The 25036-nt window shown below is 65.4% G+C and carries 29 protein-coding genes; 7 read left to right on the top strand and 22 right to left on the bottom strand.

Going from position 1 to position 25036, the window contains the following annotated elements:
* Positions 1-4: 4 nt before the first annotated feature.
* On the bottom strand, positions 5-247 hold the full coding sequence (locus tag BM382_RS09915) for an acetyl-CoA carboxylase (protein ID WP_011062806.1): 243 nt from the start codon (positions 245-247) through the stop codon (positions 5-7).
* Positions 248-342: 95 nt separating this feature from the next.
* The gene (locus BM382_RS09910; RefSeq protein ID WP_015636704.1) at positions 343-1101 is read right to left on the bottom strand and encodes a 5-oxoprolinase subunit PxpA; all 759 of its coding nucleotides are present in this window, start codon (positions 1099-1101) and stop codon (positions 343-345) included.
* A gap of 199 nt (positions 1102-1300) precedes the next feature.
* Here BM382_RS09910 and BM382_RS09905 point away from each other — a divergent pair, with 199 nt between their 5' ends.
* Positions 1301-2218, top strand: coding sequence for a LysR family transcriptional regulator (locus tag BM382_RS09905; RefSeq protein WP_011062808.1), 918 nt, complete (start codon positions 1301-1303; stop codon positions 2216-2218).
* A 98-nt stretch (positions 2219-2316) separates the two neighbouring features.
* On the opposite strand, the gene BM382_RS09900 is transcribed toward BM382_RS09905, so the two are convergent.
* Genes BM382_RS09900 through BM382_RS09885 form a run of 4 tightly spaced genes read right to left on the bottom strand, consistent with a single transcriptional unit; the run spans position 2317 to position 5804 of the window.
* The gene (locus tag BM382_RS09900) at positions 2317-2901 is read right to left on the bottom strand and encodes a PqiC family protein (protein ID WP_011062809.1); all 585 of its coding nucleotides are present in this window, start codon (positions 2899-2901) and stop codon (positions 2317-2319) included.
* Positions 2898-4589: a PqiB family protein gene (locus tag BM382_RS09895; RefSeq protein ID WP_015636705.1), complete on the bottom strand. Its 1692-nt coding sequence runs from the start codon at positions 4587-4589 to the stop codon at positions 2898-2900. The genes BM382_RS09900 and BM382_RS09895 overlap by 4 nt, the downstream gene beginning before the upstream one ends.
* The gene (locus BM382_RS09890; RefSeq protein ID WP_011062811.1) at positions 4582-5196 is read right to left on the bottom strand and encodes a paraquat-inducible protein A; all 615 of its coding nucleotides are present in this window, start codon (positions 5194-5196) and stop codon (positions 4582-4584) included. The genes BM382_RS09895 and BM382_RS09890 overlap by 8 nt, the downstream gene beginning before the upstream one ends.
* Positions 5196-5804 (bottom strand): paraquat-inducible protein A, encoded by a 609-nt coding sequence (locus BM382_RS09885; protein WP_015636707.1) that lies wholly within the window; start codon positions 5802-5804, stop codon positions 5196-5198. The genes BM382_RS09890 and BM382_RS09885 overlap by 1 nt, the downstream gene beginning before the upstream one ends.
* A gap of 151 nt (positions 5805-5955) precedes the next feature.
* Between BM382_RS09885 and BM382_RS09880 the strand changes: the two genes are divergently transcribed.
* The gene (locus BM382_RS09880) at positions 5956-6603 is read left to right on the top strand and encodes a TetR/AcrR family transcriptional regulator (protein WP_019093593.1); all 648 of its coding nucleotides are present in this window, start codon (positions 5956-5958) and stop codon (positions 6601-6603) included.
* Between the two features lie 7 nt (positions 6604-6610).
* On the opposite strand, the gene BM382_RS09875 is transcribed toward BM382_RS09880, so the two are convergent.
* Complete coding sequence (locus BM382_RS09875) at positions 6611-7045, bottom strand: multidrug/biocide efflux PACE transporter (protein ID WP_011062813.1); 435 nt, start codon at positions 7043-7045, stop codon at positions 6611-6613.
* An 88-nt stretch (positions 7046-7133) separates the two neighbouring features.
* Between BM382_RS09875 and BM382_RS09870 the strand changes: the two genes are divergently transcribed.
* On the top strand, positions 7134-7988 hold the full coding sequence (locus BM382_RS09870) for a LysR family transcriptional regulator (RefSeq protein ID WP_015636709.1): 855 nt from the start codon (positions 7134-7136) through the stop codon (positions 7986-7988).
* Positions 7989-8010: 22 nt separating this feature from the next.
* Here BM382_RS09870 and BM382_RS09865 read toward each other — a convergent pair whose 3' ends face one another.
* The gene (locus tag BM382_RS09865; protein ID WP_072442732.1) at positions 8011-8835 is read right to left on the bottom strand and encodes a LysR family transcriptional regulator; all 825 of its coding nucleotides are present in this window, start codon (positions 8833-8835) and stop codon (positions 8011-8013) included.
* A gap of 111 nt (positions 8836-8946) precedes the next feature.
* Between BM382_RS09865 and BM382_RS09860 the strand changes: the two genes are divergently transcribed.
* Complete coding sequence (locus BM382_RS09860) at positions 8947-9672, top strand: SDR family oxidoreductase (RefSeq protein ID WP_011062816.1); 726 nt, start codon at positions 8947-8949, stop codon at positions 9670-9672.
* 52 nt (positions 9673-9724) lie between these two features.
* On the opposite strand, the gene BM382_RS09855 is transcribed toward BM382_RS09860, so the two are convergent.
* From BM382_RS09855 to BM382_RS09840, 4 genes are all read right to left on the bottom strand, one after another.
* Complete coding sequence (locus BM382_RS09855) at positions 9725-10972, bottom strand: RNA polymerase sigma factor (protein WP_011062817.1); 1248 nt, start codon at positions 10970-10972, stop codon at positions 9725-9727.
* Positions 10972-11463, bottom strand: a complete 492-nt coding sequence (locus BM382_RS09850; protein ID WP_019093590.1) for an SRPBCC family protein — start codon at positions 11461-11463, stop codon at positions 10972-10974. The genes BM382_RS09855 and BM382_RS09850 overlap by 1 nt, the downstream gene beginning before the upstream one ends.
* Before the next feature lie 26 nt (positions 11464-11489).
* Entirely contained in the window at positions 11490-11834 is a 345-nt protein-coding gene (locus tag BM382_RS09845) for a YciI family protein (protein ID WP_011062819.1), read from the bottom strand.
* Between the two features lie 67 nt (positions 11835-11901).
* Positions 11902-12336: a YybH family protein gene (locus BM382_RS09840; protein WP_072442730.1), complete on the bottom strand. Its 435-nt coding sequence runs from the start codon at positions 12334-12336 to the stop codon at positions 11902-11904.
* Between the two features lie 182 nt (positions 12337-12518).
* Between BM382_RS09840 and BM382_RS09835 the strand changes: the two genes are divergently transcribed.
* Complete coding sequence (locus BM382_RS09835) at positions 12519-13004, top strand: GNAT family N-acetyltransferase (protein ID WP_072442727.1); 486 nt, start codon at positions 12519-12521, stop codon at positions 13002-13004.
* Positions 13005-13038: 34 nt separating this feature from the next.
* On the opposite strand, the gene BM382_RS09830 is transcribed toward BM382_RS09835, so the two are convergent.
* The gene (locus tag BM382_RS09830) at positions 13039-13536 is read right to left on the bottom strand and encodes a GNAT family N-acetyltransferase (RefSeq protein ID WP_011062822.1); all 498 of its coding nucleotides are present in this window, start codon (positions 13534-13536) and stop codon (positions 13039-13041) included.
* Between the two features lie 211 nt (positions 13537-13747).
* Here BM382_RS09830 and BM382_RS31870 point away from each other — a divergent pair, with 211 nt between their 5' ends.
* Entirely contained in the window at positions 13748-13888 is a 141-nt protein-coding gene (locus BM382_RS31870; protein ID WP_170866317.1) for a hypothetical protein, read from the top strand.
* Here the strand turns inward: BM382_RS31870 and BM382_RS09825 are convergent.
* From BM382_RS09825 to BM382_RS09790, 9 genes are all read right to left on the bottom strand, one after another.
* On the bottom strand, positions 13867-14559 hold the full coding sequence (locus tag BM382_RS09825) for a response regulator (protein ID WP_011062823.1): 693 nt from the start codon (positions 14557-14559) through the stop codon (positions 13867-13869). The genes BM382_RS31870 and BM382_RS09825 overlap by 22 nt on opposite strands.
* On the bottom strand, positions 14556-17228 hold the full coding sequence (locus BM382_RS09820) for a sensor histidine kinase (RefSeq protein WP_019093585.1): 2673 nt from the start codon (positions 17226-17228) through the stop codon (positions 14556-14558). Before BM382_RS09820 ends, BM382_RS09825 begins: the two co-directional genes overlap by 4 nt.
* 78 nt (positions 17229-17306) lie before the next feature.
* Positions 17307-19379: a potassium-transporting ATPase subunit KdpB gene (gene kdpB, locus BM382_RS09815; RefSeq protein ID WP_011062825.1), complete on the bottom strand. Its 2073-nt coding sequence runs from the start codon at positions 19377-19379 to the stop codon at positions 17307-17309.
* 12 nt (positions 19380-19391) lie between these two features.
* Positions 19392-20075, bottom strand: a complete 684-nt coding sequence (gene kdpC, locus BM382_RS09810; RefSeq protein ID WP_015636717.1) for a potassium-transporting ATPase subunit KdpC — start codon at positions 20073-20075, stop codon at positions 19392-19394.
* 9 nt (positions 20076-20084) lie between these two features.
* The gene (gene kdpA / locus BM382_RS09805; protein WP_072442725.1) at positions 20085-21791 is read right to left on the bottom strand and encodes a potassium-transporting ATPase subunit KdpA; all 1707 of its coding nucleotides are present in this window, start codon (positions 21789-21791) and stop codon (positions 20085-20087) included.
* A 13-nt stretch (positions 21792-21804) separates the two neighbouring features.
* On the bottom strand, positions 21805-21975 hold the full coding sequence (locus BM382_RS31865) for a hypothetical protein (protein WP_011062828.1): 171 nt from the start codon (positions 21973-21975) through the stop codon (positions 21805-21807).
* Positions 21959-22057 (bottom strand): K(+)-transporting ATPase subunit F, encoded by a 99-nt coding sequence (gene kdpF, locus BM382_RS09800; protein WP_019093583.1) that lies wholly within the window; start codon positions 22055-22057, stop codon positions 21959-21961. Before kdpF ends, BM382_RS31865 begins: the two co-directional genes overlap by 17 nt.
* 257 nt (positions 22058-22314) lie before the next feature.
* On the bottom strand, positions 22315-22803 hold the full coding sequence (locus tag BM382_RS09795) for a GyrI-like domain-containing protein (protein WP_011062830.1): 489 nt from the start codon (positions 22801-22803) through the stop codon (positions 22315-22317).
* 69 nt (positions 22804-22872) lie between these two features.
* Positions 22873-23535: a LysE family translocator gene (locus BM382_RS09790; RefSeq protein WP_011062831.1), complete on the bottom strand. Its 663-nt coding sequence runs from the start codon at positions 23533-23535 to the stop codon at positions 22873-22875.
* A 279-nt stretch (positions 23536-23814) separates the two neighbouring features.
* On the opposite strand from BM382_RS09790, the gene alaC reads away from it, so the two are divergent.
* A complete protein-coding gene (gene alaC, locus BM382_RS09785) occupies positions 23815-25026 on the top strand; it encodes an alanine transaminase (RefSeq protein ID WP_011062832.1) in 1212 nt (403 codons plus the stop codon).
* The last annotated feature ends 10 nt before the right edge of the window (positions 25027-25036 follow it).

Below are 25036 nucleotides of genomic sequence, written 5' to 3'. Positions count from 1 at the left end.
GCCCTCACTGTTCGAGCGTCGCGACGACCTGACCCGGTTCCACCGGATCACCGTCTTCCACCAGAAAGGCGCTGACTTGACCCGCGCTCCCGGCGGTCAGTTCGGAAAACTGCTTCATGACTTCGATCAGGCCGATCACGGTATCGGCGCTGACGCTGTCGCCGACCTCGACGAAAGGCGCCGACTCCGGGGTGGCCTTGCGATAAAAGGTGCCCGGCAAGGGGGTGATAACACTGTATTCGGCCATGTCTGTTCCTTTTGGAATAGTTGTAGAAAGGCAGGCAAAAAAAACAAAACCAGATGAACCCCGCGTCTGTGCGCGGTGCTTCGTGTCGATGCGCCTCAACGCGGTGCGCGGACCTCGATACCGGCCTGATCCAGCGCCGTGCGGGTGGCCTGCACCAGGTCCAGGGCGCCGGGGGTGTCGCTGTGCAGGCAGATGGAATCGAATTCGAGAAACAGCTCCTCGCCTTCGACGGTGCGTACCAGGCCGGTCTGGCAGGCGCGCAGCACCTTGGCCGCCACGGCTGCCGGGTCCAGGGCGCGGACGTTGCGGGTAAACACGATGGAGCCGCTGAGGTCGTAGTCGCGGTCGGCGTAGAACTCGCGGATCACCGGCTGCCCCAGCTCCTGGGCCACACGCCAGATCACCGAATTGGGCATGCAATACAGCAGCAACTCGGGCTCCAGCCGGCGCAGGTTTTGCACCAGCAGCCGCGCCGCCTCCTCGTCCCGGGCCAGGTGCATGTAGAGCGCACCATGAGGCTTGATGTGCTGCAGCTTCACGCCTTGTACCCGGGCCATTTCCCGCAGGGCGCCAAGCTGATAGAGCATGTCGTCCACCAGCTCCTGGGCCGGGGCATTTATGTGCCGGCGGCCGAAACCCACCAGGTCGCGAAACCCCGGATGGGCGCCGATGGCTACCCCCAGGCGCTTGGCCTGTTCGATGGTGCGGCGCATGGTGCCGGGGTCGCCGGCGTGAAAGCCGGTGGCGATATTGGCCGAGCTGATAAAGCCCATCAGCTCGTTGTCGACGCCATCGCCGATGGTCCAGGGGCCGAAGCTTTCGCCCATGTCCGAATTGAAATCCACTGCCTGCATCACTGTTGCTCCAACTCTCGTGACTTCGTGCAGTGAAAATTAGAGCGGCCTTGACCCCTTGGGAAGATCTATTATCAGATAAAGCTTGTTCTGAAAAACAGATAAAGCTAGCATGCAGCGTGATGCGTGACGGCACAGGCGCTTGCAAGATCGCTTTCGCCGGCAAGCCGGCTCCTGCAGCGTTAGAGGGGAATGGGCCGTGTCGTTGACCTTGCGCCAGGTGCGCTATTTCGTTGCTACCGCCGAGATCGGGCAGATTTCCCAGGCGGCGCTGCACTTGAATATTTCCCAGTCGGCGGTGACCACGGCGATCAAGGAGCTGGAGGCGATGCTCGCCGTGCAGCTGTTCGTGCGCTCGGCCCAGGGCATGAACCTGACCGATGCCGGGCGGCATTTTCTCAACCGCGCCTACGTGATCCTGCGCAGCGTCGAAGATGCCCTGAACAGCCCGTTGCCGGACTATCGGGCCAGCGGCGTATTGCACCTGGCGGCCAGCTACACGGTGATCGGCTACTTCCTGCCGCACCACCTGCAGCGCCTGCAGCACTGGCACCCGGACGTCACCATCGAGCTCCATGAACAGGAACGCCAGGCCATCGAGCAAGGCTTGCTGGAAGGCCGCTTCGACATGGCAGTGGTACTCACCGCCAACCTGACGCACCCGGACATCGTCTCGCAGACCCTGTTCAACTCCGAGCGCCGGCTGTGGCTGCCGGCCCACCATCCGCTGTGCGAGCGCAGCAGCATCAGCCTGGCGGACGTGGCCGAGGAGCCGTTCATCCTGCTCACCGTCGACGAAGCCGAGCAAAGCGCCATGCGTTATTGGGAACAGGCCGGCCAGCAGCCCCGGGTGCGCGTGCGCACCAGCTCGGTGGAAGCGGTGCGCAGCATGGTGGCCAACGGCAGCGGCGTGGCGATCCTCTCGGATCTGGTGCACCGGCCCTGGTCACTGGAAGGCAAGCGTATCGAGACCCTGAGCCTGAGCGATGCGGTCACGCCCATGAGCGTGGGGCTGGCCTGGCACCGCGAGCGTACCTTCACCCCGGCCATGCAGGCCCTGCGCGATTATTTCCACGACGCCTTCCTGGCGCCCCAGCAACTCAGCGCCCGGCGCTGAGCGTGTGGCCCCGTCACCTGCTGGAATTTGAGCGTTCTCACGATCACCGCGCCTTCCGCGGAGCCGTTCGCAACCTGCGCCAGCGGCTACAGGGTGATTCAGGGGCAGGTCCAGCGTTGCGCGGCGGCGGCGACCTGCCCGGCCAACTGGGCGATGGCCTGTTGATGGGCCTGGACCAGGCTGTTCAGTTCCACACCCGCCGGTTGGCGGATCTGGCTGCTGCAGGTCAGGCTGCGGGCCGGGCCGCCCTCACCCCGCTGGCGCAGGCTCCAGACCACATCGATCAGTGCATAGCGCCCGGGCAGGGACTCGAAGCGCCGCACATCGGTCTGCAACGACAGCACCGGGCGCCCGGGCTGCTTGGGCAGGCCTTCAAGGTTGCGGGTACCCAGCTTCTGCTCCATCTGGCTGGCCAGGGCGTCGTGGAACTCATCCACCAGCGGCGCGCTCCAGCGCTGGGTTTCGAGGATCGCCAGGGTGCCGCTGTCCTGGCGCACCACCAGTTGCGGCTGGTCCACCTGGACCGGAATCCGCACCGTGGACATTTCGAACTGCGGGCCCCCGGTGCGGGCCGCGCTGCTGCCTTCGGCCACCGGTGGCAGCAGGGTGTAGTAATGGGTGGGCGCGGAGCTGCAGGCGGCAAGTCCCAGGGTCAGGCAGAGCAACAGGGCACGGGTTTTCATGGCTGGGCTTCCGGTACGGATTCGCGAACAGAGGAGGATGGCGACTGGTAGGCATCCGGTTGATTATCTTTGAGGCGCCCGCGGATCAGCGCTTCAGGATGACGCCCGAGGAAATCGCTGAGCACCCGCACCGAACGCGCGGTGCGCTGCACTTCCTCCATGGCCTGGCCGAGTTTCTGCCGCTGCGGCGAGTCTTCGGAGAAACTCTCGTTGGCGCTGGCCAGGGTCTTCTTGGATTGCTCCAGGGTGTCGCGCATCTGTGGCAGCACTTCGCCGTTGACCTGTTTGAGGGTCTTCTGCATCTCCGCCAGGCTGCCATTGAGGTTGGCGGCAATGGAATCGATCGGCAGCTTGCTGATCTTGTCCACCACGGCCTGCAACTGCTCCTGCAACTTGTCCATGCTGCCAGGCACAGTGGGAATCTCCAGGGGCCGTGCGGTAGCGTCATAGGCCACCGGCTTGGCGTTGGTGACAAAGTCCAGGGAGATGTACAGCTGGCCGGTCAACAGGTTGCCGCTGCGGGGCTGGGCGCGCAGGCCATTCTTGACGAAGGCGCCGATCAGTTTCGCCGAGCGGGCGTCGTCTTCGCCGCCAGTCTGCTTCACCAGCTTTTCGTGGGCCTTGCCCAGCCGCTCGGGGTAGATCACCGCGCCGACCAGGGTCGGGAAATACTTGCGCTGCTCGTCGTAGTCCAGGTCCATGGACACCACCTTGCCGATGTTCACCCCGAGGAACTCCACCGGGGCATTCACCGACAGGCCGCGCAAGGCCTGGTCGAAGCGCATGCGAATGTAATAGGGCGCGCCATCGGGCGGCGCCAGGGCGGTGTCCTGGTCGCCGAACAGGGTGTACTCGGCGTTCTCGTCAGCCGGCTTGGCGTTGGGGCTGTACTTGGGTTCGACGAAGGCAATGCCGCCGGCGAGGATCGACGACACTGACTCGGTGTTGACCTTCAAACCGTTGGCGCCGAGGGTCACGTCGACGCCGCTGGCGTTCCAGAAACGGGTGTCGGTGGTGACGTACTTATCGTTGGGCGAGTTGACGAAGATCTTCACGTCCACGCCCTTGCCGCTGTTGGCCAACTGGTAGGACACCACCTGCCCCACCTCGATGCGCCGGTAATAGACCGGCGAGCCGATGTCCAGCGAGCCCAGGTCGTCGGTGTGCAGGGTAAAGCGCTTGCCCTTCTGCCCATAGGTGATGGGCGGCGGGGTTTCCAGGCCCTTGAAGCTGTCCTTGCGTTTTTCCGACTTGCCGGCGTCGGCGCCGATAAAGGCCCCGGAAAGCAGGGTGTCGACCCCGGAAATGCCATTGGCGCCGATTCGCGGGCGCACCACCCAGAACAGCGAATCGTCGGCGGTGAAGGGTTCGGCGGACTGGTCCAGCTCGACCTTGGCCACCACCTTCTTGCGGTCGTCGCTCAGGGCGATGGAGGTCACCTTGCCGATCACCACGTTCTTGTACTTGACCTGGGTCTTGTTAGCTTCCAGGCCTTCGGCGGTCTGGAAGCTGATGCTGATTTCCGGCCCCGCCGAGAGTGAGTTGTGCACCACCATCGACAGCCCCACCAGGGCCGCGACAATCGGCACCAGCCACACCAGCGAGACATTGAAACGCCGCGTGCGCAGCGCCGGAGCGCCAGGAACGGGCGGGGGATTTGCTGCGTTGGAACCTGGATGATCAGACATCTTCAACCTCTGCGTCCCAGATAAGCCGGGGATCGAAACTCATGGCCGCCAACATCGTCAGCACCACCACCAAACCAAAAAACAGAATACCCATGCGCGGGTCGATCGAACTCAGGGCACGAAACTGCACCAGGGCCGCCACCAGGGCCACCACCAGCACGTCGAGCATCGACCAGTAGCCGATCAGCTCGATGAAACGATAGAGCTTGGCCCGCTCGCGCTGGGCCCAGAGGCTGCGGCGCTGGCAGGTCACCAGCAGGGTGCCGAGGACAAAGAACTTGCTGCAGGGCACCACCACGCTGGCGATGAAGATCAGCAGGGCGATGTCCCAGGAACCGTGTTTCCAGAACTCCACCACGCCGCTCATGATGGTGTTTTCACTGGCGCTGCCAAAGATGCTGGTGTGCATCACCGGCAGCAGGTTGGCCGGAATGTAGAAGATCAGGCTGGCCAGGAGAAAGGCCCAGGTGCGCGCCAGGCTGTTGGGCTTGCGCGCATGCACCGGCGCATCGCAGCGCGGGCATTGATGCTCGGACGCCTGGCAGACCTGGCCACAGGTGTGGCACAGCATCAATTGGTGGTCCCGGGCGTAGGGTGGAGCGCTCATCAGTAGCGGCCCTCCAGGTCATCCCAGAGGTAGCGGATGTCCTTGCCGGAAATCAGGATGATCAGCACCGTGAGCATCGCCAGGGCCCACAGCCCCAGCCCCGGATGCACATCGAGCATCCCCGCCAGCTTGACGATGGCCACCAGGATCCCCAGCAGGCACACCTCCAGCATGCTCCAGGGCCGCAGGTGCTCCAGAGCGCGCATGCTGGCCTTGAAGCCGGGCGCGGCGCGCCCCACATTGGCAAACCCCAGCACCCAGCACAGCAGGATGATCTGCAGGCACGGCGCGAGAATGATGGTCAGGCCGGTGATCGCGGCAATCAGGCTGATGCGGCCCTGGGCCAGGGCCTCCACCGATTGCCAGAGGGTCGCCTCGTTGCTCAGGCCTTCGAGGCTGATCTTGATCACCGGAAACAGATTGGCGAAGACGAACAACAACCCGGCGGTGATCGACAGGGCCAACAGCTGCTGCACACTCAGCCAACGGGCACGGGCCAGCACCGCGCCACAGCGCGAGCACTGGGCCGTCTGGCCTTTGCCGAGCGGCACGGACTCGTACAACGAATCGCAGTGTTCGCAGATGATCCAGTTGCGGGAAATAGTCATGGCCTTCAGATAGTCAGGAGGACAGCAGGTTCACTGAACGGAACCCGAAGCCGGGTATTTTCTGCAAAAGTAGAGGATGGTGTCTAGTTTTCTCTAGGACTGCACCCCACGCTCTACGCCATAATAGGCGCCCCCGGACATTTCGCTGACCATGACCGAATCCATTCCCTCCCCCGCCGCTCCCCACCGAGCCCCCAAACAGTCCCGTGGCCACGAACGGGTGATGGCGATCCTCGACGCTTGTGCCCGGCTACTGCCCAGCCAGGGGGCGGCGAACCTGACCATGCACGGCATCGCCCGGCTGGCCGGTACCTCCATCGGTTCGCTCTATCATTTTTTCAGTGACAAGCAGCAAGTGCTCGAAGCCCTGGGCCAGCGCCACATCGAAGCCCTGAGCACCATCACCAGCGACCTGCTGGCGGTTGCTCCGCAGGTCTGGACGGGGTCCAGTGGCCGGCAAGTGATAGAGCGCATGGTGCTGCCGATCCTCGAATACCTGGAGCAGCACCCCGACCTGCTGCTGATGATCAACCCGGGGTTTGCCATGGGCCAGTTGCAGGCCCCGGACCTGCGCCTGCAGATCAAGAGCGTCTATCGCCAGGTCCTGGCGCTGCGCCTTCCCCGGGCCAGTGCCGCCGAGCGCGAGGCCTACGCCATGGCCATGCTCGGCCTGCCCATCGGCCTGTTCCACCTGGCCCTGGAACACCCCGAGTTCAAGAGCCAGCTGCTGCTCGAAGAAGTGCCGCGGGCGCTGGAAGCCTATCTGGCTGCCATCGAAGGGCGGCACCCGGCGCCCTGAAACCGGCTCAGTGAGCCAGGCGCTGTTGCAGCCACTTGTCCCGCAGCACGTCGTAGACCCAGTGATAGACATAGGTGTACGGCAGGAAGAACAGCAGCACGCCGATGTCCAGGATGAACGCCTGCAGCAGGCTGATATTCAGCCACCAGGCAATCATCGGTACGCCCACTGCCACCAGCCCGCCTTCGAACATCAACGCATGCAGGACCCGGGTCCAACCGTTGTGGACCCACTGCAAGCGCTTGAGCAACCGGTCGAACAGGCCGTTGAACACCACGTTCCAGGCCAGGGCCAACAGGCCAATGCCGATGGTCACCAGGCCCATGTCGGCCATGGGCTTGTCCATGATCCAGGACAGCAGCGGGGTGCAGATCAGCACCGCCAGCAGTTCAAAACCTACCGCCTGGAAGATGCGTTCGTTAAGGGATTTCTGAAGGCTCATGGCCGGCTCCTTGAATGAATGTGTTGCCGATCTTCCAGGACAAGGCCGATACTTCATAATCAATAACCATCGAGCAGGGCGATAGTTCATGGCCTCACATGAAGTGCTGCTGGCGTTTGTCCAGGCAGCCACCCAAGGTTCCTTTTCCGCTGCCGCGCGCAAGCTGGGCAAGAGCCAGTCCACCATCAGTGCGGCGGTGGCCAGCCTGGAGATCGACCTCGACGTGCAGCTTTTCGACCGTTCCAGCCGCAAGCCCGGCCTGACCCCGGCCGGGCATGTGCTGCTGCAGCGTGCCGAAGCAATCCTGGCTGCCACCAGCCGCCTGGAAATGGCCGCCAGCCAGCTGTCCCAGGGCATTGAGGCGAAACTCACGGTGGCGCTGTCGGACACCTACCAGTCGGATCGCTTCGAAAGCAGCCTGAGCGCCTTCGAGCAGCGTTACCCGGACCTCGAGCTGGAATGCCTGATTGCCGAGTGCGAAGACCTGATCGCCCTGGTGCAGAGCGGCCGGGCGCAGATCGCCTTTGCCGAGATGCAGGCCGACTACCCGGCGGACCTGGAGCACAAGACCATGCAAGAGCGCAGTGAGATTTCCCTCTACGTGGCCTGCAAGCATCCCTTGGCGCAGCAGGCCCGGGTCGATGAGGAAAGCCTGCGCCAGCACCGTGAATTACGTCTGGCCACCGTGCTCAACCCCTACGACAGCCGCTGCCAGGGCCGGGTCTGGTCGGCCCCCAGCTACCTGATGCTGCTGGAGATGGCCCAGGGCGGCTTTGGCTGGGCGCCCCTGCCGCGCTGGCTGGTGGAAGGTTTTGGCGCGGGCAAGTTGCAGGAGCTGAACGTGCGTGGCTGGCCGCGCACCGTGGCGGTGGACGCGCTCTGGTCGCGCCTGCACCCGCCAGGGCCGGCGGGCAGCTGGTTGCTGGCGCAGATGCTGCAATGACCGCGCTCGTCAGCGCCGCCCGCTAGCCGATTGGCCGCAGGGTGCGCAAGTAGTCATGCAGCGTGCGCAAGGTCGCCGACTCCAGCGCCTGCACGGCGTAGCACAAGCCGATCCGCCGGCTGGGCGCCGGCAGGTGCAAGGCCCGGCTTTCTACCCCCTCGCGGCCCTGCACCAGCGACAGCGGCAGCATCGCCACCCCCAGGCCCGCCGCCACCATGTTCAGCGCCTGCTTCAAGCTCCCGGCATGCCCGGCCTGGGCTTGCACAGCACCGCCATAGAGCGCCATCAGGCGCTGGTGCGAGGCGTGCTCCGGGCAAGTGACCCAGTCCTCCACCCGGGGCTGGGGCTGCTCTTGCTCCAGCAGCCTGTGCCCCACCGGCACCGCCAGCACATAAGGCTCCTCCCATAACGGCAGGAACAATTCGTCCTCGCAGCACAGCTCTTCCACCGCCAGGCGCGCGTCGCCGACACAGCCTTCCTGCAAGGTCAGCAACAGGTTGGGCAACGCCTGCTGGGCCATTCGTACGAAAGCGGAGATCTGGCTGTCGGCAATATCACCTTCTACTCCCAGCTCCAGCACCAAACGGCTTTCGTCCTGGCGAAACAGACGGCTCAAGCTCTCGGCCTCGGCCACCATGCGCCGGGCCTGGGGATACAGCACCCGCGCCTGCTCGCTGACTTCAACACCCCGTGGCTGGCGCAGGAACAACTGCGCCCCCAACTCGTCCTCAAGCTGTTTGATGGTCACCGACAAGGTCGGCTGGCTGATGCACAAGCGCTGGGCGGCAGCGGTGATGTTGCGCTCCTCGAACACCGCAAGGAAGGCTTTGAGATGGCGGACATCCATAGGAAATACCGATGACAGACAGAGGAATAAGGCATTTTTCAGCCTCAAGAGGGCTAAATATACTGCCCGCCCCGTAAAGCCATGCATTTTTCTTATCCCTGGAGTCCTCCCATGAGCAAGCCTCTCGTCATCATCACCGGCGCCAGTTCGGGCATCGGCGAGGCCACCGCCCGCCTGCTGTCGGCGGCCGGCCATCCCCTCCTGCTGCTGGCCCGGCGCGTCGAGCGCCTGCACGCCCTGGAATTGCCCGACAGCCTGAGCCGCGCGGTGGACATCACCGACCGCGCCGCACTGCTGGCCGCCGTGGCGGAGGCCGAAGCGCGGTTCGGCCCGGCGGACGCCCTGATCAACAACGCCGGGGTCATGCTCCTGGGGGAAATCAGCCGGCAGGACCCGCAGCAGTGGGAGCGCATGCTCGACGTCAACGTCAAGGGGCTGCTCAATGGCGTACACGCCGTGGTGTCCGGGATGATCGAGCGCCGCCAGGGCACCCTGATCAACGTCAGTTCGGTGGCCGGGCGCAAGACCTTTGCCAACCACGTGGCCTATGTCGGCACCAAGTTCGCGGTCCACGGGCTCTCGGAAAACCTGCGCGAAGAGCTGGCGCCGCACAATGTGCGGGTCATCACCATCGCCCCCGGTGCGGTAGAAACCGAACTGCTGAGCCACACCACCGACGAGGCCATCAAGGCCGGTTACCAGGCCTGGAAACAGGACATGGGCGGTACGGTGCTGAGTGCAGACGACGTGGCCGGGGCCATTGCCTTTGCCTACCAGCAGCCGCAGCAAGTGTGTATCCGCGAGATCGTCCTGGCGGCGACCCGGCAGCAGGCTTGAGCCGGGGCGAGGTTGGCGCCCCGGCGGGTTCGGTCGCAGCCTTCGGCAGCGGCTACTGGGGGAGCTGGGCCAGGCGCTGTTCGAGGAAGCGCCGCTCGGGGGCTTGCCGGACCAGGGCCAGGGCCCGCTGGTAGGACTGGCGCGCCGCGGCGATATGCCCCAGTTGCCGGCAGAAGTCGGCACGAGCGGCATGGGCCAGGTGGTAATCCTGCAAGTCGCCGCGCAGCAGGATCGCTTCCACTTGCGCCAGCCCGGCACCGGGCCCGTCGCGCTGGGCCAGGGCCACGGCACGGTTGAGCTCGATCACCGGCGAAGGCTGCAGGCGCAGCAGCACGTCATACAAACCGACGATCTGCGGCCAGTCGGTCTGTGCTGCACTCGGCGCTTCGGCATGCACCGCGGCAATCGCCGCCTGCAGGCAATAGGGCCCGGCCTGGCCGCTGCGCAGGCCGCGCTCTACCAGGGCACAGCCCTGCTCGATCAAATCCTGCTGCCACAACCCGCGATCCTGCTCGTCCAGCAGGACCAGCTCGCCGTCGCTGGAAAGACGCGCGCCACGCCGTGACTCGTGCAACAGCATCAGCGCCAGCAGGCCCATCACCTCCGCTTCCGGCAACAGTTCCAGCAGCAGGTAGCCCAGGCGAATGGCTTCGCGGGTCAGGTCCTCCCGGGTCAGCTCGGCGCCCATGGAGGCCGAATACCCTTCGTTGAACACCAGGTAGATCACCCGCAGCACGCTCTCCAGGCGCTCGGGCAGCTCGCTCAACGCCGGCACCTGGTAGGGAATCCGCGCATCGCGGATCTTCGCCTTGGCACGCACGATGCGCTGGGCGATGGTGGCCGGCGTGGCCAGAAAGGCCCGGGCGATTTCCTCGGTGCTCAGGTCGCAGATCTCCCGCAGGGTCAGGGGTACCTGGGCATCCGCCGCCAGTGCCGGGTGGCAGCAGGTGAAGATCAGGCGCAGGCGATCGTCTTGCACGTCCTCGGCGCTCCAGTCGTCCTGTTCCAGTTGCTCGAGCTGGCTGAGCAGCGCCGCCTGTGACGCCGCGAAGCGCGCCCGGCGACGCAGGGCGTCGATGGCCTTGAAGCGGCCGACGGACACCAGCCAGGCCCGCGGGTTGTCCGGCACGCCATCGCTGCGCCAGCGCTCCACCGCCACGAAGAAGGCTTCATGCAGCGCCTCCTCGGCCAGGTCGAAATCCCCCAGCAGGCGGATCAGGGTGGCGAGGATCCGCCGCGACTGCTCGCGGTAGACCTGCGCCACCGTTGCCGCGATGACTTCCCGAGGCTGGTCGCTCATCAGTCCGGCAGGTCCCGGGTGACCAGGGCCACCAGGCGCTCCAGGCTCTGCCCCCAGCCCTCGTGAAAGCCCATGGCCTCATGGGCCTTGCGATCGGCCTCGGTCCAGTGCATGGCGCGGGCAGTGTAGAGGGTCTGGTCGCCCTGCTCCTCGAAGGTCACTTCAGCGGTCATGAACGGCTTGCCCGAGGGGATCCAGCCCGGCAGGTAAGCGTCGGTAAACACCAGCCGCGACGGCGCGGCGATCTCCAGGAACACCCCCATGGTCGGGTACTCGCTGCCGTCCGGGGCGCGCATCAGGGTACGAAACTGGCCGCCGACCCACAGGTCCATTTCACACTCCGGAGTGATCATGCCGTGGGGCCCCCACCATTGCGCCAGCAAGGCCGGCTCGGTCCAGGCGCGAAAGACCTTGTTGCGCGGCGCGTCGATCAGGCGGCTGATGGACAGTTCATGCTCGGCGGGCTTGCGGCCCGCAGTCTGGAAAGTCATCGCGAAACTCCTGTTTATCGTTGTTTTCAGGGATTCAATTCACGTACCGGACGCACTTCGACACTGCCGACCCGGGCCGCCGGTATCTGCCCGGCCACCTGGATCGCTTCGTTCAAGTCCTTGGCCTGGATCAGGTAGAAACCGGCCAACTGTTCCTTGGTTTCGGCGAACGGGCCATCGGTGATCGACAGCTTGCCACCGCGCATGCGCACCGTGGTGGCGGTGTGCACCGATTGCAGCGCCTCGGCGGCAAGCATCCGCCCGCTGCCCTGGACCGACTCGGCATAGGCCAGGCACTCGGCATCCTCGGGGCTGTCGGGCAGGCTGTGCAGCAACTGTTCGTCGCTGTAGACCAGGCATAGGTATTTCATGGGCACCTCCGGATTCGGGCTGAGCAACTATGGTCGCTGTTCGCCGCTTTGGCGAACCGCTGGTTGCTCAGGGTTGCAGGTCGAACTGGGTGGTCCCGGTGAGCATGTCGAACGGCGCCGACCAGTGCTCGTGCACCACCAGCCATTGGCCCGCACGGCGCTGGTAAGCGGCACTCACCCGCATCCAGCAGGCCTTGGTCACGCCCTCGGCATCGGTGCCACCGCAATGGGCCAGCCAGTGGGCGAAGGCCAGCTCTTCGTCGGCCAGCACCTGCAACTGATGGAACTCGAAAATGCCCGGGCCGGGGCAGACCTGCATGCACGCTTCCCAGTGTTCGCGATAGGCGGCCTTGCCCTTGAATTGCAAGGCACCGACCGCGTCGAAAGAAGTGATGTCGTCGGCGTAGTAGCTGACAATACGCTGGATATCCCGGGCCATCACAGCCTGTTGCCAGTTGTCGATCAGGCTGCGGATCTGCGCTTCGTTGGATGGATTGTGCATGGCGAAACTCCTCATGAATGGAATGAACCGCTGCTGAACACCCCCTGCACCCACGCCGTTGAATGTTCAGTTCACCCTTAGTCGTCTGGCCATTCGCGCAATCGACACTGCGCATAAAAAAATTTACCGGCGGGGCAAAATCGCTAGAATCCGCACCCTCCCCCCACCGGATCTACGTGCCCGTGACCACTCGCCTGGTGCCTTACGAACAGCTCGACAGCCACCAGCATGCCCGCTTGCTGGAGCTTGAGGTGCTGCCCGGACAGAAGGCGTTTAGCGGGGACATTCATGGCGCGCTGTACACCCTCGGCAGCGCGCCGCGGGGAGCGATCAGGGGCTTTGCCCTGCTCAGCGAGGAGTGGCCGGTGGCCTTCCTGCTGCTCAAGCGCCCGCCCTGCCTGCCGGCCTGGGCCGATGCCGACAGCGCCAGCCTGCACGCACTGCAAGTGGACCGGCGGCACCAGGGCCGGGGCTTCGGCCAGGCCTGCCTGCAAGCGGTGCCTGAGGCCGCCCGCCAGGCCTGGCCCGAACTCAAGGGCCTGACCCTGGCGGTGGACAGCGACAACCAGCCGGCCCTCAGGCTGTACCGCAAGCTGGGCTGGGTGGAAAACGGCGAAGCCTGCAAGGGCCGGATCGGCTATGAACGGCGGATGGCGCTGGCGTTCTGACCCCGGGCCCGCGGCTGCAAACCCGATATCCGTTCTACAGCGACTGCACCATCTCGTGCCAGGCCATGCCGCCGTGGTCCGACTCCGACGCCTTGATGTAGACAAAACCAAAGCGCTGGTACAGCGGTACATGGCGTTCCTTGCACATCAGGTGGATGCGCGCCTTGCCCAGTTCGCGCATGCGCGCGATGAAGGCTTGCAGCAGGTGCCGGGACAGGCCCAGGCCCTGGAAGTCCGGGTGCACCACCACCGACATGATCACCACTTCCGGGCCCGCCGGGTCGTGGCCGATCAGTTCCTTGAAGGCCTCGTCGGCCATCTGCACGTCGAAGGTGGCGCCGGAGTTGATGAAGCCGGCCACCACACCCTGCACTTCGGCAACGATGAAACCTTCGGGCCAGGTGGCGATGCGGGTGGCGATCTTGTCCCGGGTCGCGGCCTCGTCGCCTTCGTAGGCCAGGGTCTCGATGGCAAAGCAGCGGTCCAGGTCGGTGGGCAGGACGGTGCGGATCAGCGGAGTCGAAGCGGTCATGGGCGGCAACCTGGGGTCGGAGAAGGGCCGCCGATTCTACCAACAGAGCAGCCTGCGTATGCATTGCATAGGGATCGAAGGGGCCGCCGTAAAGCTTTCATATAAGCCCTGGCAACGCCTGCGCCAAGGGCTTATCTATCAGCTCCCCGACGTCAGGGTGGCCGGCCCGAGCGGGCCGGAACCGCCCCGTCCTGCCCCCAGGAGCTTTCCCATGAGCAATATCCAGATCGGCCTTCTACTGCTGTTCGGCATTGCCGCCTTCGGCTGTATCACCCTGTACATCGACTTTGTCCACGAACGGCACCGCGGCGAAAAATCCCTGGGCCGGGATCACAGCCCCACCAGGCGGTAACCCACCTGCAACTCGGTGATCAGATGCTGGGGCTGGGCCGGATCGGCCTCCAGCTTCTGCCGCAGATGGGCCATGTGCACCCGCAGGTAATGGGCGCGGTCGACGTAGTCCAGGCCCCAGACCTCCAGCAGCAACTGGCGATGGGTCAGCACCCGGCTCTGGCCACGGATCAGCGCGCAGAGCAGGCGGTACTCGATCGGCGTGAGGTGCACAGGCAGCCCTTCGCGGCGCACCTCATGGGTGGCCAGGTCGACCTCGATGGCACCAAAGGCCACCTTGCTGGTAGCGGCCGCCGTACCGCTCTGGCCATGACGGCGCAGTTGCGCGCGAATCCGCGCCAGCAGTTCCGGCACGCCGAACGGCTTGACCAGGTAGTCGTCGGCGCCGGCATCCAGGGCGGCGACTTTCTCGTCCTCCCGATCCCGGGCCGACAGCACCAGGATCGGCACCGCCAGCCAGCCGCGCAGCTCGCTGATCAACTGCTTGCCGTCGCCGTCCGGCAGGCCCAGGTCGACGATCACCAGGTCCGGCTGGCGGCTGGCGGCATGGATCAGGGCGCGCTTGACGCTGTCGGCCTCGAACACCTGGAAACCTTCGTCCTCCAGGGCGATACCGACGAAACGGCGGATATTGGCTTCGTCCTCGACGATCAGGATGCGTGCGCTGCTCATAGGGTTTCCATGGAAGGCGGCTGACCCGCCGGCAAGGTGATGACAAAACTCAGCCCGGCATCGGCATGAGGCTGGGCCTCGATGCGCCCGCCATGGGCCTCGACGATACGTTTGGCCAGGGCCAGGCCCAGGCCGATGCCGGCCACGGCGGATTCCTGCTGACCGCGACTGAAGGCTTCGAACAGGCTGGCCGGGGAACTGCCCTTCGGGCAGCCCGGGCCGCTGTCGCTGACCTGCAGGATGATCTGCTGGTCGACCTGGCGGGCGCTGATCTGCACCAGGGTCCCGGCCGGGGTGTACTTGGCGGCGTTGTCCAGAAGGTTCACCAGCACCCGCTCCAGCAACAGCGCGTCCACTTCCACCAAGGGCAGCTGCGGCGCCATGGCCACTCGCAATTGATGCCCGGCCAGGGGCTCGCGCAGCTGGCGCAGGGCACTGCCGACAATCTCCTCCAGGGAGTTCCACTGGCGATTCAGGCGTACCCCGCGCTCCTGCATGCGCGCCATGTCCAGCAGGTTCTCGATCAGCCGCTGCATGGACGAAGCCTGATCGTGAATCCCTGCCAGCAGGTGCTTGAGCGGGCCCTGCGCAGCGTGGGGCAAGGCGGCGTCGGCGGCGCCGATGATGGTGGTCAAGGGCGTGCGCAGGTCATGGGAAATGGCCGCCAGCAGGGTGTTGCGCATGCGCTCGCCCTCCATCTGCAGCACAGTGCTCTGGGCCACCTCGACGTAATGCACGCGCTCCAGGGCAATCGCCAGCTGGCTCATGCAGGCCTCCAGCAGGCGCTGTTCTTCCGGCTCCTTGAGGCGCTCGGCATCCTCGGCTTCAAGCACCAGCACGCCACGCACCCGCATCGGCGCCTTGAGCGGCAGATAGCAGCCCTTGGCCGCCGCCAGGGTATCGGTGCCGCGCCCGGCCGGTTGGTCGTGGTCATAGGCCCACTGGGCGATGCTCTCGTCAATGGCCAGGGTATTGGCGCTCAGCGCCCGCACCCGGTTCTCGGCATCCGGCAACGCCAGCCCGACCCGGGCCTCGAACACCCCGCTGAAGGTACGCAAGGCCACGGCGCAGATCTGCTCCTCGGTCAACGCCGCCGACAGCTCACGGGCCAGCCCGGCCAGGGAGGTGGCACGACGCTCGCCCGCGGCCGCGGTACGCGCTTCATGGCGCAGGCGCGCGGTGAGCTGGCCGGTGATCAGGGCAATCCCCAGCATCAGGGCGAAGGTGAAGAAGTACTGGGTGTCGTTGACCGTGAACGACCACACCGGCTGGACGAAGAAGAAATCGAAGCACAGCACCGCCAGCATCGCCGCCCAGACGCCGGGCCCCCGCCCGTAGCGCAGCGCCACCAGGACCACGGTCAGCAGGAACAGCATGACCACGTTGGCCGGGTCGAACACTTTGAGCAGCAGCGCCGCCACCGCGGTGGCGGCAAAGCACGCCAGGCTCGCCCACAGGTAGGCCGGCGCGCGGCTAGGCGGCAGGCCGGCCTCGGGCTTGTCCACTGGCGCAGGGCGCCGGCTCAAGGGCCCGTTGGCGATCACGATCTGGTCGATTTCCGGGTGCTGGCGGCTGATGCGGTCGCTCACCGACTGGTGCCAGAACTGCCAGACCTTGCGCGGGTAATGGCCCAGCACCAGGCGATTGGCGTTGTGCTCGCGAGCGCAGGCCACCAGGGCTTCGGCGACATCCATGCCGGGCAAAGTGGCGGTCTCGGCGCCAAACTCGGCGGCCAGGGCCAGGGTCTTCATGGCCGCCGCATAACGGGCGGCGCCGGCGCCACGGCGCTGGGCCGAAGCCACGTGCACCACCATCCAGTCGGCTTCGAGCTTTTGCGCCAGGCGCGCGGCTTCGCGCACCAGGCGCTCGTCCGCCGGGTCGCCAGCGATCCCCACCAGCAAGCGCTCGCGAGCCGGCCACAAGGCATTGATCGAACGCTCGCGGCGATAGTCGCGCATCTGTGCATCGACCCGGTCGGCGGTGCGGCGCAGGGTCAGTTCACGCAGGGCCAGCAGGTTGCCCTTGCGAAAGAAATGCCGTGAAGCGCGTTCGGCCTGGGGCCCGAGGTAGACCTTGCCGTCCTTGAGGCGGCGCAGCAGGTCATCCGGCGGCAGGTCGATCACCAGCACTTCGTGGGCTTCGTCGAACAGGTGGTCGGGCACCGTTTCGCGCACCCGAATGCCGATGATCCCGCTGACGATGTCGTTGAGGCTTTCCAGGTGCTGGACGTTGAGGGTGGTCCAGACATCGATGCCGGCCCGCAGCAATTCCTCCACGTCCTGCCAGCGCTTGGGATGGCGCGAGCCGGGCACGTTGCTGTGGGCCAGCTCGTCCACCAGCAGCACCGCCGGGTGCCGCGCCAGGGCGGCATCCAGGTCGAACTCCGGCAAGGCGTAGTCGCGGTGCATCAGGCGGTGGCGCTCCAGCACTTGCAGCCCTTGCAGCAGCTCGGCGGTTTCCCGCCGGCCATGGGTTTCCACCACCCCGGCCACCACGTCGCGGCCCTGGGCCACTTCGTTGCGCGCCGCGGTGAGCATGGCGCAGGTCTTGCCGACTCCGGCGTTGGAACCGAAATAGATCCGCAGTTTGCCCCGTTGGGCCGCTTGCTCGTCCTGCTGCAGCTTTTCCAGCAGCGCATCGGGATCGGGGCGACCGTCGCGGGGCGGCATGTCAGCATCGAGAACAGCCATGTGCATCCTTAAATGGACAAGGCGGCACTCGAAAGAGCGCCGCCTTGCAAGTCCCTGTCAGACCAGGCCGAGGCCGGCCAGCAGCATGTCGATCAGCTTGATCCCGGCGAAGGGTACCAGCACCCCGCCCAGGCCGTAGATCAGCAGGTTGCGGTTGAGCAGCGCCGCGGCGCCAATGGCCCGGTACTTCACCCCCTTAAGCGCCAGGGGGATGAGGAACACGATGATCAGCGCGTTGAAGATCACCGCACTGAGAATCGCCGAGTTCGGGCTGTTCAGGTGCATCACGTTCAGCGCCGCCAGTTGCGGGTAAGTGGCGACGAAGGCGGCCGGTACGATAGCAAAATACTTGGCCACGTCGTTGGCCACGCTGAAAGTGGTCAGGGCGCCGCGGGTCATGAGCATCTGCTTGCCCACTTCCACCACTTCGATCAGCTTGGTCGGGTTGCTGTCCAGGTCCACCATGTTGCCGGCTTCCTTGGCCGCCTGGGTGCCGCTGTTCATGGCCACCGCCACGTCGGCCTGGGCCAGGGCCGGGGCGTCGTTGGTACCGTCGCCGGTCATGGCCACCAGCTTGCCCTTGGCCTGGTAGTCGCGGATCAGTTGCAGCTTGTCCTCGGGCCGCGCTTCGGCGAGGAAATCGTCGACCCCGGCTTCCACGGCGATGGCCGCCGCGGTCAGGCGGTTGTCGCCGGTGATCATCACGGTCTTGATGCCCATGCGCCGCAGCTCGGCGAAGCGCTCCTTGATCCCGCCCTTGACCACGTCCTTGAGCTCCACCACGCCCAGGGCCTGGGCGCCTTCACTGACCACCAGCGGCGTACTGCCACGGCGCGAGACTTCATCGACCTTGGCCTGCAAGGCCGGCGGGAAGCTGCCGCCCTGGGCCTCGATATGCCGGCGGATGGCATCGGCCGCGCCCTTGCGGATGCTCCGGCCCTCGGGCAGGTCGACCCCGCTCATGCGGGTCTGGGCGGTGAACTGCACGAAGCTGGCGCCCAGGGCGTGAAGGTCGCGCCCACGGATGTCGAACAGTTGCTTGGCCAGCACCACTATGCTCCGGCCTTCCGGGGTTTCGTCCGCCAGGGAAGCCAGTTGCGCGGCTTGCGCCAGTTCGCTGTCCTTGATCCCCGGCGCCGGCAGGAAGGCGCTGGCCTGGCGGTTGCCCAGGGTGATGGTGCCGGTCTTGTCCAGCAGCAGCACGTCCACGTCCCCCGCCGCTTCCACGGCGCGGCCGGAGGTGGCAATGACATTGGCCGACATCATCCGGCTCATGCCCGCCACACCGATGGCCGAGAGCAGGCCACCGATGGTGGTGGGGATCAGGCACACCAGCAGCGCCACCATCACCGTGGCGCTGATCACACTGCCGGTGCCGCTCATGGCCACGGCGAAGATCGAATACGGGCTCAGGGTCACGATCACCAGCAGGAACAGCAGGGTCAGGCCCACCAGGAGAATGGTCAGGGCCACCTCGTTGGGAGTCTTCTGGCGCTTGGCCGACTCCACCATGGAGATCATGCGGTCCAGGAACGACTCGCCGGGGTTGACGCTGATGCGCACCACCAGCCAGTCCGACAGCACCCGGGTGCCGCCGGTGACCGAGGAGAAATCGCCCCCGGCCTCACGGATCACCGGCGCCGATTCACCGGTGATGGCGCTTTCGTCCACCGTGGCCACGCCTTCGATGACCTCGCCGTCCAGGGGCACCAGGTCGCCGGCCTCGATCAGCACCACCATGTCCTTGCGCAGTTCGCTGGCGGCCATGGGCAACCAGGCGGCGCCATGCCGGGGCTGTTGCAGCAGCTTGGCCAGGGTCTGGCGCTTCATGCCCTTGAGGCTCGCCGCCTGGGCCCGGCTGCGGCCCTCGGCCAGGGCTTCGGCAAAGTTGGCAAACAGCACGGTGAACCACAGCCACAGGGTGATGCTGAGGATAAAGCCGCTGGGGGCCTCACCCTCGCCGCCCAGGGACTGGAACCACAGCAGGGTGGTGAGAAGGCTGCCCAGGTAGACCACGAACATCACCGGGTTCTTCCACTGCGCCTGGGGCAGCAGTTTCTTCACGGCATCCAGGCACGCGGTGAGCACTAGCCCACGGTCGAACAACGCTATACGAGGGTTGCTACTCATGATCGACGTCTCTTACTCACTGGCCGCAACGGGCGAGGAATGCAGGGGCGCTTGGGCATCCAGCGCCAGGTTGAGTTGCAGCACATTGACCCGGGGCTCGCCCAGCAGGCCGAAGGTGCGGCTTTCGCTGTGCGCCTGCAGCAGCATCAGCACGTCCACGGCGGCCATTTGCCGCTGGCGGGCCACCCGGTTCAGTTGCAGCCGGGCGTTGGCCAGGGAGATGTGCGGGTCCAGGCCGGAGGCCGAGGCGGTCACCGCGTCCACTGGCACCGGCATGTCTGCCGCCAGGCCATTGAGCTGGCGATAGGCGCTGACCCGCGCGGCCACGCTGTCCACCAGCTTCTGGCTGGTGGGGCCCAGGTTGCTGGCGCCACTGGCCCCGGCGTTGTAGGGCTGGGGCACACTCTTGCTCGGGTCCAGCGGATCGCTGCCCAGGGTCATGCTCGGGCGGCCCTGGAAATACTCCGGGCGGTCGAACGCCTGGCCGATCAGCGCCGAGCCCACGACCCGGCCATCACGCTGCACCAGACTGCCCTGGGCCTGGAACGGAAACAGCAGGTTGGCCAACCCCGTGGTAACCAGCGGATAGGCCAGCCCGGTGAGCAGCATGAAGAACACCGCCGATACCAGCACCGGGCGCAACAGGCCCTTGAACAGCAGCGCGGTGGCGCCCTGGGTTTGCATTTGCGTAGTCATCACAACCCCTTACTTGTAGGTCTGGCCGGCGAGCAACTGCAGTTGCTCCACCAGCGGGCCGAGCGCGAGGGCCGGCAGGAAAGTCAGGCCACCGACCACCAGCACCACGAACACCACCAGCAACATGAACAGCGGCGTGGCGGTGGGAATGGTGCCGGCACCGGCCGGGATGTTCTTTTTCGCCGCCAGGGAACCGGCCACGGCCAGCATCGGCAGCATGGTGAAGAAGCGCCCCATGAGCATCGCCAGGCCAATGGTGGTGTTGAAGAACGGTGTATTGGCGTTCAGGCCGGCAAACGCCGAACCGTTGTTGGCGGTGCCCGAGGCGTAGGCGTAGAGCACCTCGCTGAAGCCATGGGGGCCCAGATTGTTGAGACTATTGAGAGTGCCCGGCCACAGTGCCGCCAGGGCGGTGAAACCGAGGATGCAGATCGGGTGCGCGAGCACCGAGAGCATCACCAGCTTGATCTCCCGGGCCTCGATCTTCTTGCCGAGGAACTCAGGGCTGCGGCCGATCATCATGCCCACCAGGAACACCGTCAGCAGGGCGTACTGGATCAGGTTGATAAAGCCCACGCCGTCGCCGCCGAACACACAGTTGAGCATCATCTGCGCCAGGGGCACGAAGCCGCCCATGGGGGTCAGCGAGTCGTGCATGGCATTCACCGAACCGGTGGTGGCGCCGGTGGTGGTGGTGACGAACAGCGCGGTGTCGGCAATGCCGAAGCGCAGCTCCTTGCCTTCCATGTTGCCGCCGCTCTGGGTCTCCGACACCTGCTGGTCGGCACCGACCTGGGTCAGCAGCGGGTTACCGCCCTGCTCCGCGGTGAAGACAATCGCCAGGAAGCCGACGAACATCACCAGGAAAGTGCCGAAGAACACCCAGCCCTGACGCCGACGCAGCAGCATGCTGCCGAAGGCGTAGGTCAGGGCCGAAGGGATCAGCAGCATGCTAAGGATGTGCAGGACGTTGGTCAGCGGCGTCGGGTTCTCGAACGGGTGGGCCGCGTTCATGCTGAAGAAGCCGCCACCGTTGGTGCCGATGTGCTTGATCGACTCGAAACTGGCCACGGCGCCGACGATCAGTTGCTGCTGGGCGCCTTCCAGGGTGGTGGCCAGGGCCTGGGAGTTGAGGGTCTGGGGCATGCCCTGCCAGACATAGACCAGGGCCATGACCAGGCACAACGGCAGCATCACCCGGTACAGGGTGCGGGTGAAGTCGACCCAGTAGTTGCCGATATCCGCCGAGCTGGAACGGCTCAGGCCGCGAATGAAGCCGGCTGCGGCGACAACACCGGCGGTAGCGCCGACGAACATCAGGAAGGTGATCACTGCCATCTGGCTGAAGTTCGACAGGCTGCTTTCACCTGAGTACGCCTGCCAGTTGGTGTTGGTGATAAAGGACGCGGCGGTGTTGAACGCCAGGTCCGGGGTCTGCGCCGCCAGCCCCAGGGGGTTGAGCGGCGTGCTGCCTTGCAGGCGCAGCAGCAGGTAGCCCAGCAGCATCATCGCCGCGTTGGACAGCAGCAGGGCCGAGCCATAGCGGGCCCAGCCCATGGTTTCAGCCGGGTCGATCCCCAGCAGGCGGTAGGTGGCACGCTCCGGCAAGGCGTGGCCACGGCCGCTGAAGACCCGGGCCAGCCATTGGCCCATCAGCGCGGCCAGCCCGGTCATCAGGCCGAGGATCACCGCGTATTCCAGCACAGTACTCAACATGTCGATGCTCCGTTCAAATCTTGCCCATGGCGACGATGACCAGGGCCGTCAATACAAAGAACCCCAGGGTCAGGCCCACGAAGATCAGGTCGAACATGGCTGGTTTCCTTTCTGGTAGATGCCCGGACGGGCGAATGAAAGTGGGTGGCAGTTGCTGCGTGCGGTCATCAGAATTTCTCGGCACGGATCAGCGCATAACCCAGGTAGGCAAACAGCAGCACGGCGCACAAACCACTGGCGCCGTAGATGAATGGCAGTGTCAGCAAGGCAGCTCTCCCCTTAATGCTCAAAGGCGGTGCCGGGAGCGCAAAGCGCAACCCGGGCACGGCCGGTCAGGACACCCGCGACGGGCGCCGGCAGGGAGTCGGGAACGCCTCGTCCACCGCTCTCCTCTGCGCCACGCAGGTTAGGTGAGGGCGCATCAAGGTCGGGCACTGATTGCCGGGGGCGGCATTAAGACGGCGTAAAGATTGCGGCGGTGCGGGGCGGGAGAATCGGGGACGGGACAGCGCCCCCGAGGGGGTCATTCACTTTTCAGGGGCAGCCAGATTTCCAGTACCCCGGTGCCGGCCTGGGGGTTGAAGTCGGCGCTGTAGCGCTCGAATTCCGGGGCATCGGCGGCCTCTCGACCCGACTGGGGCAGCCAGGTGTTCCAGATGTAGTCGAAGGTCCGGGGCAAGTCCTGCAAGGCGCCGCCATGCTCGAACACCGCATAGTGCTGCGGCTGCACCTCGATCCAGCGATAGCGCTCGGGCAGATCGTCGAGCTTGCTGATCTCGACCCCGGCGATGTACTCGAAGCCGCCCTGGCCGTCGGGGTTGCAGCAGATGCCATAGGTCTTGCGGTCGACCTGCCCCGGCACCTTGCCGATGTGCGGCACAAAGCGCTGCCACAGCAGGCCGATGTCCTGGCGAGTGGCAGGAGTGAATCGTTCGCCGAGGCCGGCGATCAGCAAAAAACGCTCCCTTTCGAAGCGCGGTTCTGGGCCTCTGCCCTGTTCTTGCTCATCCATGAATGCCACTCCTGCCGCAGAAAATATGGGTTCGGCACGAAGTATAGAAGCCAATAGCCAAGGCCAGGATCAGAGCGCCGGAAGGTCTGCCGCGCCCGTACCAAGGATGAACTCCTGGTAGCCGGATAGAATCACATACACCGCGAAATAGCAGAAGATCGCCGCAGATGCCAGGTAGGAATAGCGCAACAGCTTGTCCCCCAGCAGCTTGCCGCCCTGGGTCGCGGCCAGGCACAGGCCCAGGGTCCAGACCAGCCCGGCACAGAAAAAGCCGGCCAGGAACAATCCCGAATCGGCAATCCCACCGCCCCCGGATCGGGCAATCAGGGTGCCGCCCACGGCAGCGAACCAGAGGATCGCACTGGGGGACGACATGGCCAGGAAGATCCCGCGAAAAAACTCCCGACGCGGCGAGCCCTGGTCCGCCTCCCCGGCGGTGGCCAGCACCGCGCTGTGATGGAGGGCGGCGTAGATCATCTTCGCCGCGAAGTACACCAGCAGGGCCGAACCGCCGATCCACAGCACCCAGCGCACGCTTTGGTATTGCAGCAGCACGGTCATCCCGGCCAGGGCCAGCAGCGCATAGATCAGGTCACCGACACAGGTCCCCAGGCCCAGGCAGAAGCCCTGGAAATAACCCCGTTGCATGGCCAGGGTAATCATCGCGATATTGGCCACGCCGATGTCCAGGCACAGCGAAAGGCTCAACAAGAAGCCGCTGGTAAACTCCATCATTCATCCCGTTTGCTGCTGTTGTTCGAAGAGGGGCGAGGTGCGAGGAGCCCGGAAAAGCCGGGCCGGCTGAGGCAGCTCACAGCCCTTGCAGGCAAGAAGCGTGCACGTTATAGCGGCAAATCCTGCACCCTCGCAAATCCGCCCGGCGCACCAAAAATAATTTTCCGCGCCTCTGGACAAGCCGCCGGCGGCGCCCGTATCGTCTGCCCCGCAGGCCACCGCAGTGGCCAACGTCGCTCGGACGGTTCCGGGCGCTTACGTCTTTTCGAGGCAACAATGGCCGAACAAGGTTCGCCGCGCCGCTTTGCGCGCATCGATCGTCTTCCCCCCTATGTTTTCAATATCACTGCCGAGCTGAAGATGGCTGCGCGTCGGCGCGGCGAAGACATCATCGACTTGAGCATGGGTAACCCCGACGGCCCTACCCCGCCGCATATCGTCGAGAAGCTGGTCACCGTCGCCCAGCGCGAAGACACCCACGGCTACTCCACCTCCAAGGGCATTCCGCGGCTGCGCCGGGCGATTTCCCGCTGGTACAAGGACCGCTACGAGGTCGATATCGACCCGGAAAGCGAAGCCATCGTCACCATCGGATCCAAGGAAGGCCTGGCGCACCTGATGCTGGCCACCCTGGACCAGGGCGACACGGTGCTGGTGCCCAACCCCAGCTACCCGATCCACATCTACGGCGCGGTCATTGCCGGCGCCCAGGTGCGCTCGGTGCCGCTGGTGCCCGGGGTGGATTTCTTCGCCGAGCTGGAGCGGGCCATCCGCGGTTCGATCCCCAAGCCGAAGATGATGATCCTCGGCTTCCCGTCCAACCCCACCGCCCAGTGCGTGGAGCTGGACTTCTTCGAACGGGTGATCGCCCTGGCCAAGCAGTACGACGTGCTGGTGATCCATGACCTGGCCTACGCCGACATCGTCTACGACGGCTGGAAAGCCCCGTCGATCATGCAGGTGCCGGGCGCCAAGGACATCGCGGTGGAGTTCTTCACCCTGTCCAAGAGCTACAACATGGCCGGCTGGCGCATCGGCTTCATGGTGGGCAACCCGGAACTGGTCAGCGCCCTGGCGCGGATCAAGAGCTACCACGACTACGGCACCTTCACCCCGTTGCAGGTGGCGGCGATTGCCGCCCTGGAAGGCGACCAGCAATGCGTGCGCGACATTGCCGAACAGTACCGGCAGCGGCGCAACGTGCTGGTCAAGGGCCTGCATGAGCTGGGCTGGATGGTGGAGAATCCCAAGGCCTCAATGTATGTCTGGGCCAAGATTCCCGAGGCCTACGCGCACCTGGGCTCCCTGGAGTTCGCCAAGAAGCTGCTGGCCGAAGCCAAGGTCTGTGTCTCGCCGGGGGTGGGTTTTGGTGAATACGGCGACGATCACGTGCGCTTCGCCCTGATCGAAAACCAGGACCGGATTCGCCAGGCAGTGCGCGGCATCCGCGGCATGTTCCGCGCTGACGGGCTGGCACCGAAAAGCTGAGATGGCTTGA

The organism is Pseudomonas sp. NFPP25 (assembly GCF_900116505.1).
Classification (GTDB): Bacteria; Pseudomonadota; Gammaproteobacteria; order Pseudomonadales; family Pseudomonadaceae; genus Aquipseudomonas; species Aquipseudomonas protegens.
The sequence above is the reverse complement of the archived record's forward strand: the minus strand, read 5'-3'. Positions and strand labels throughout refer to the sequence as shown.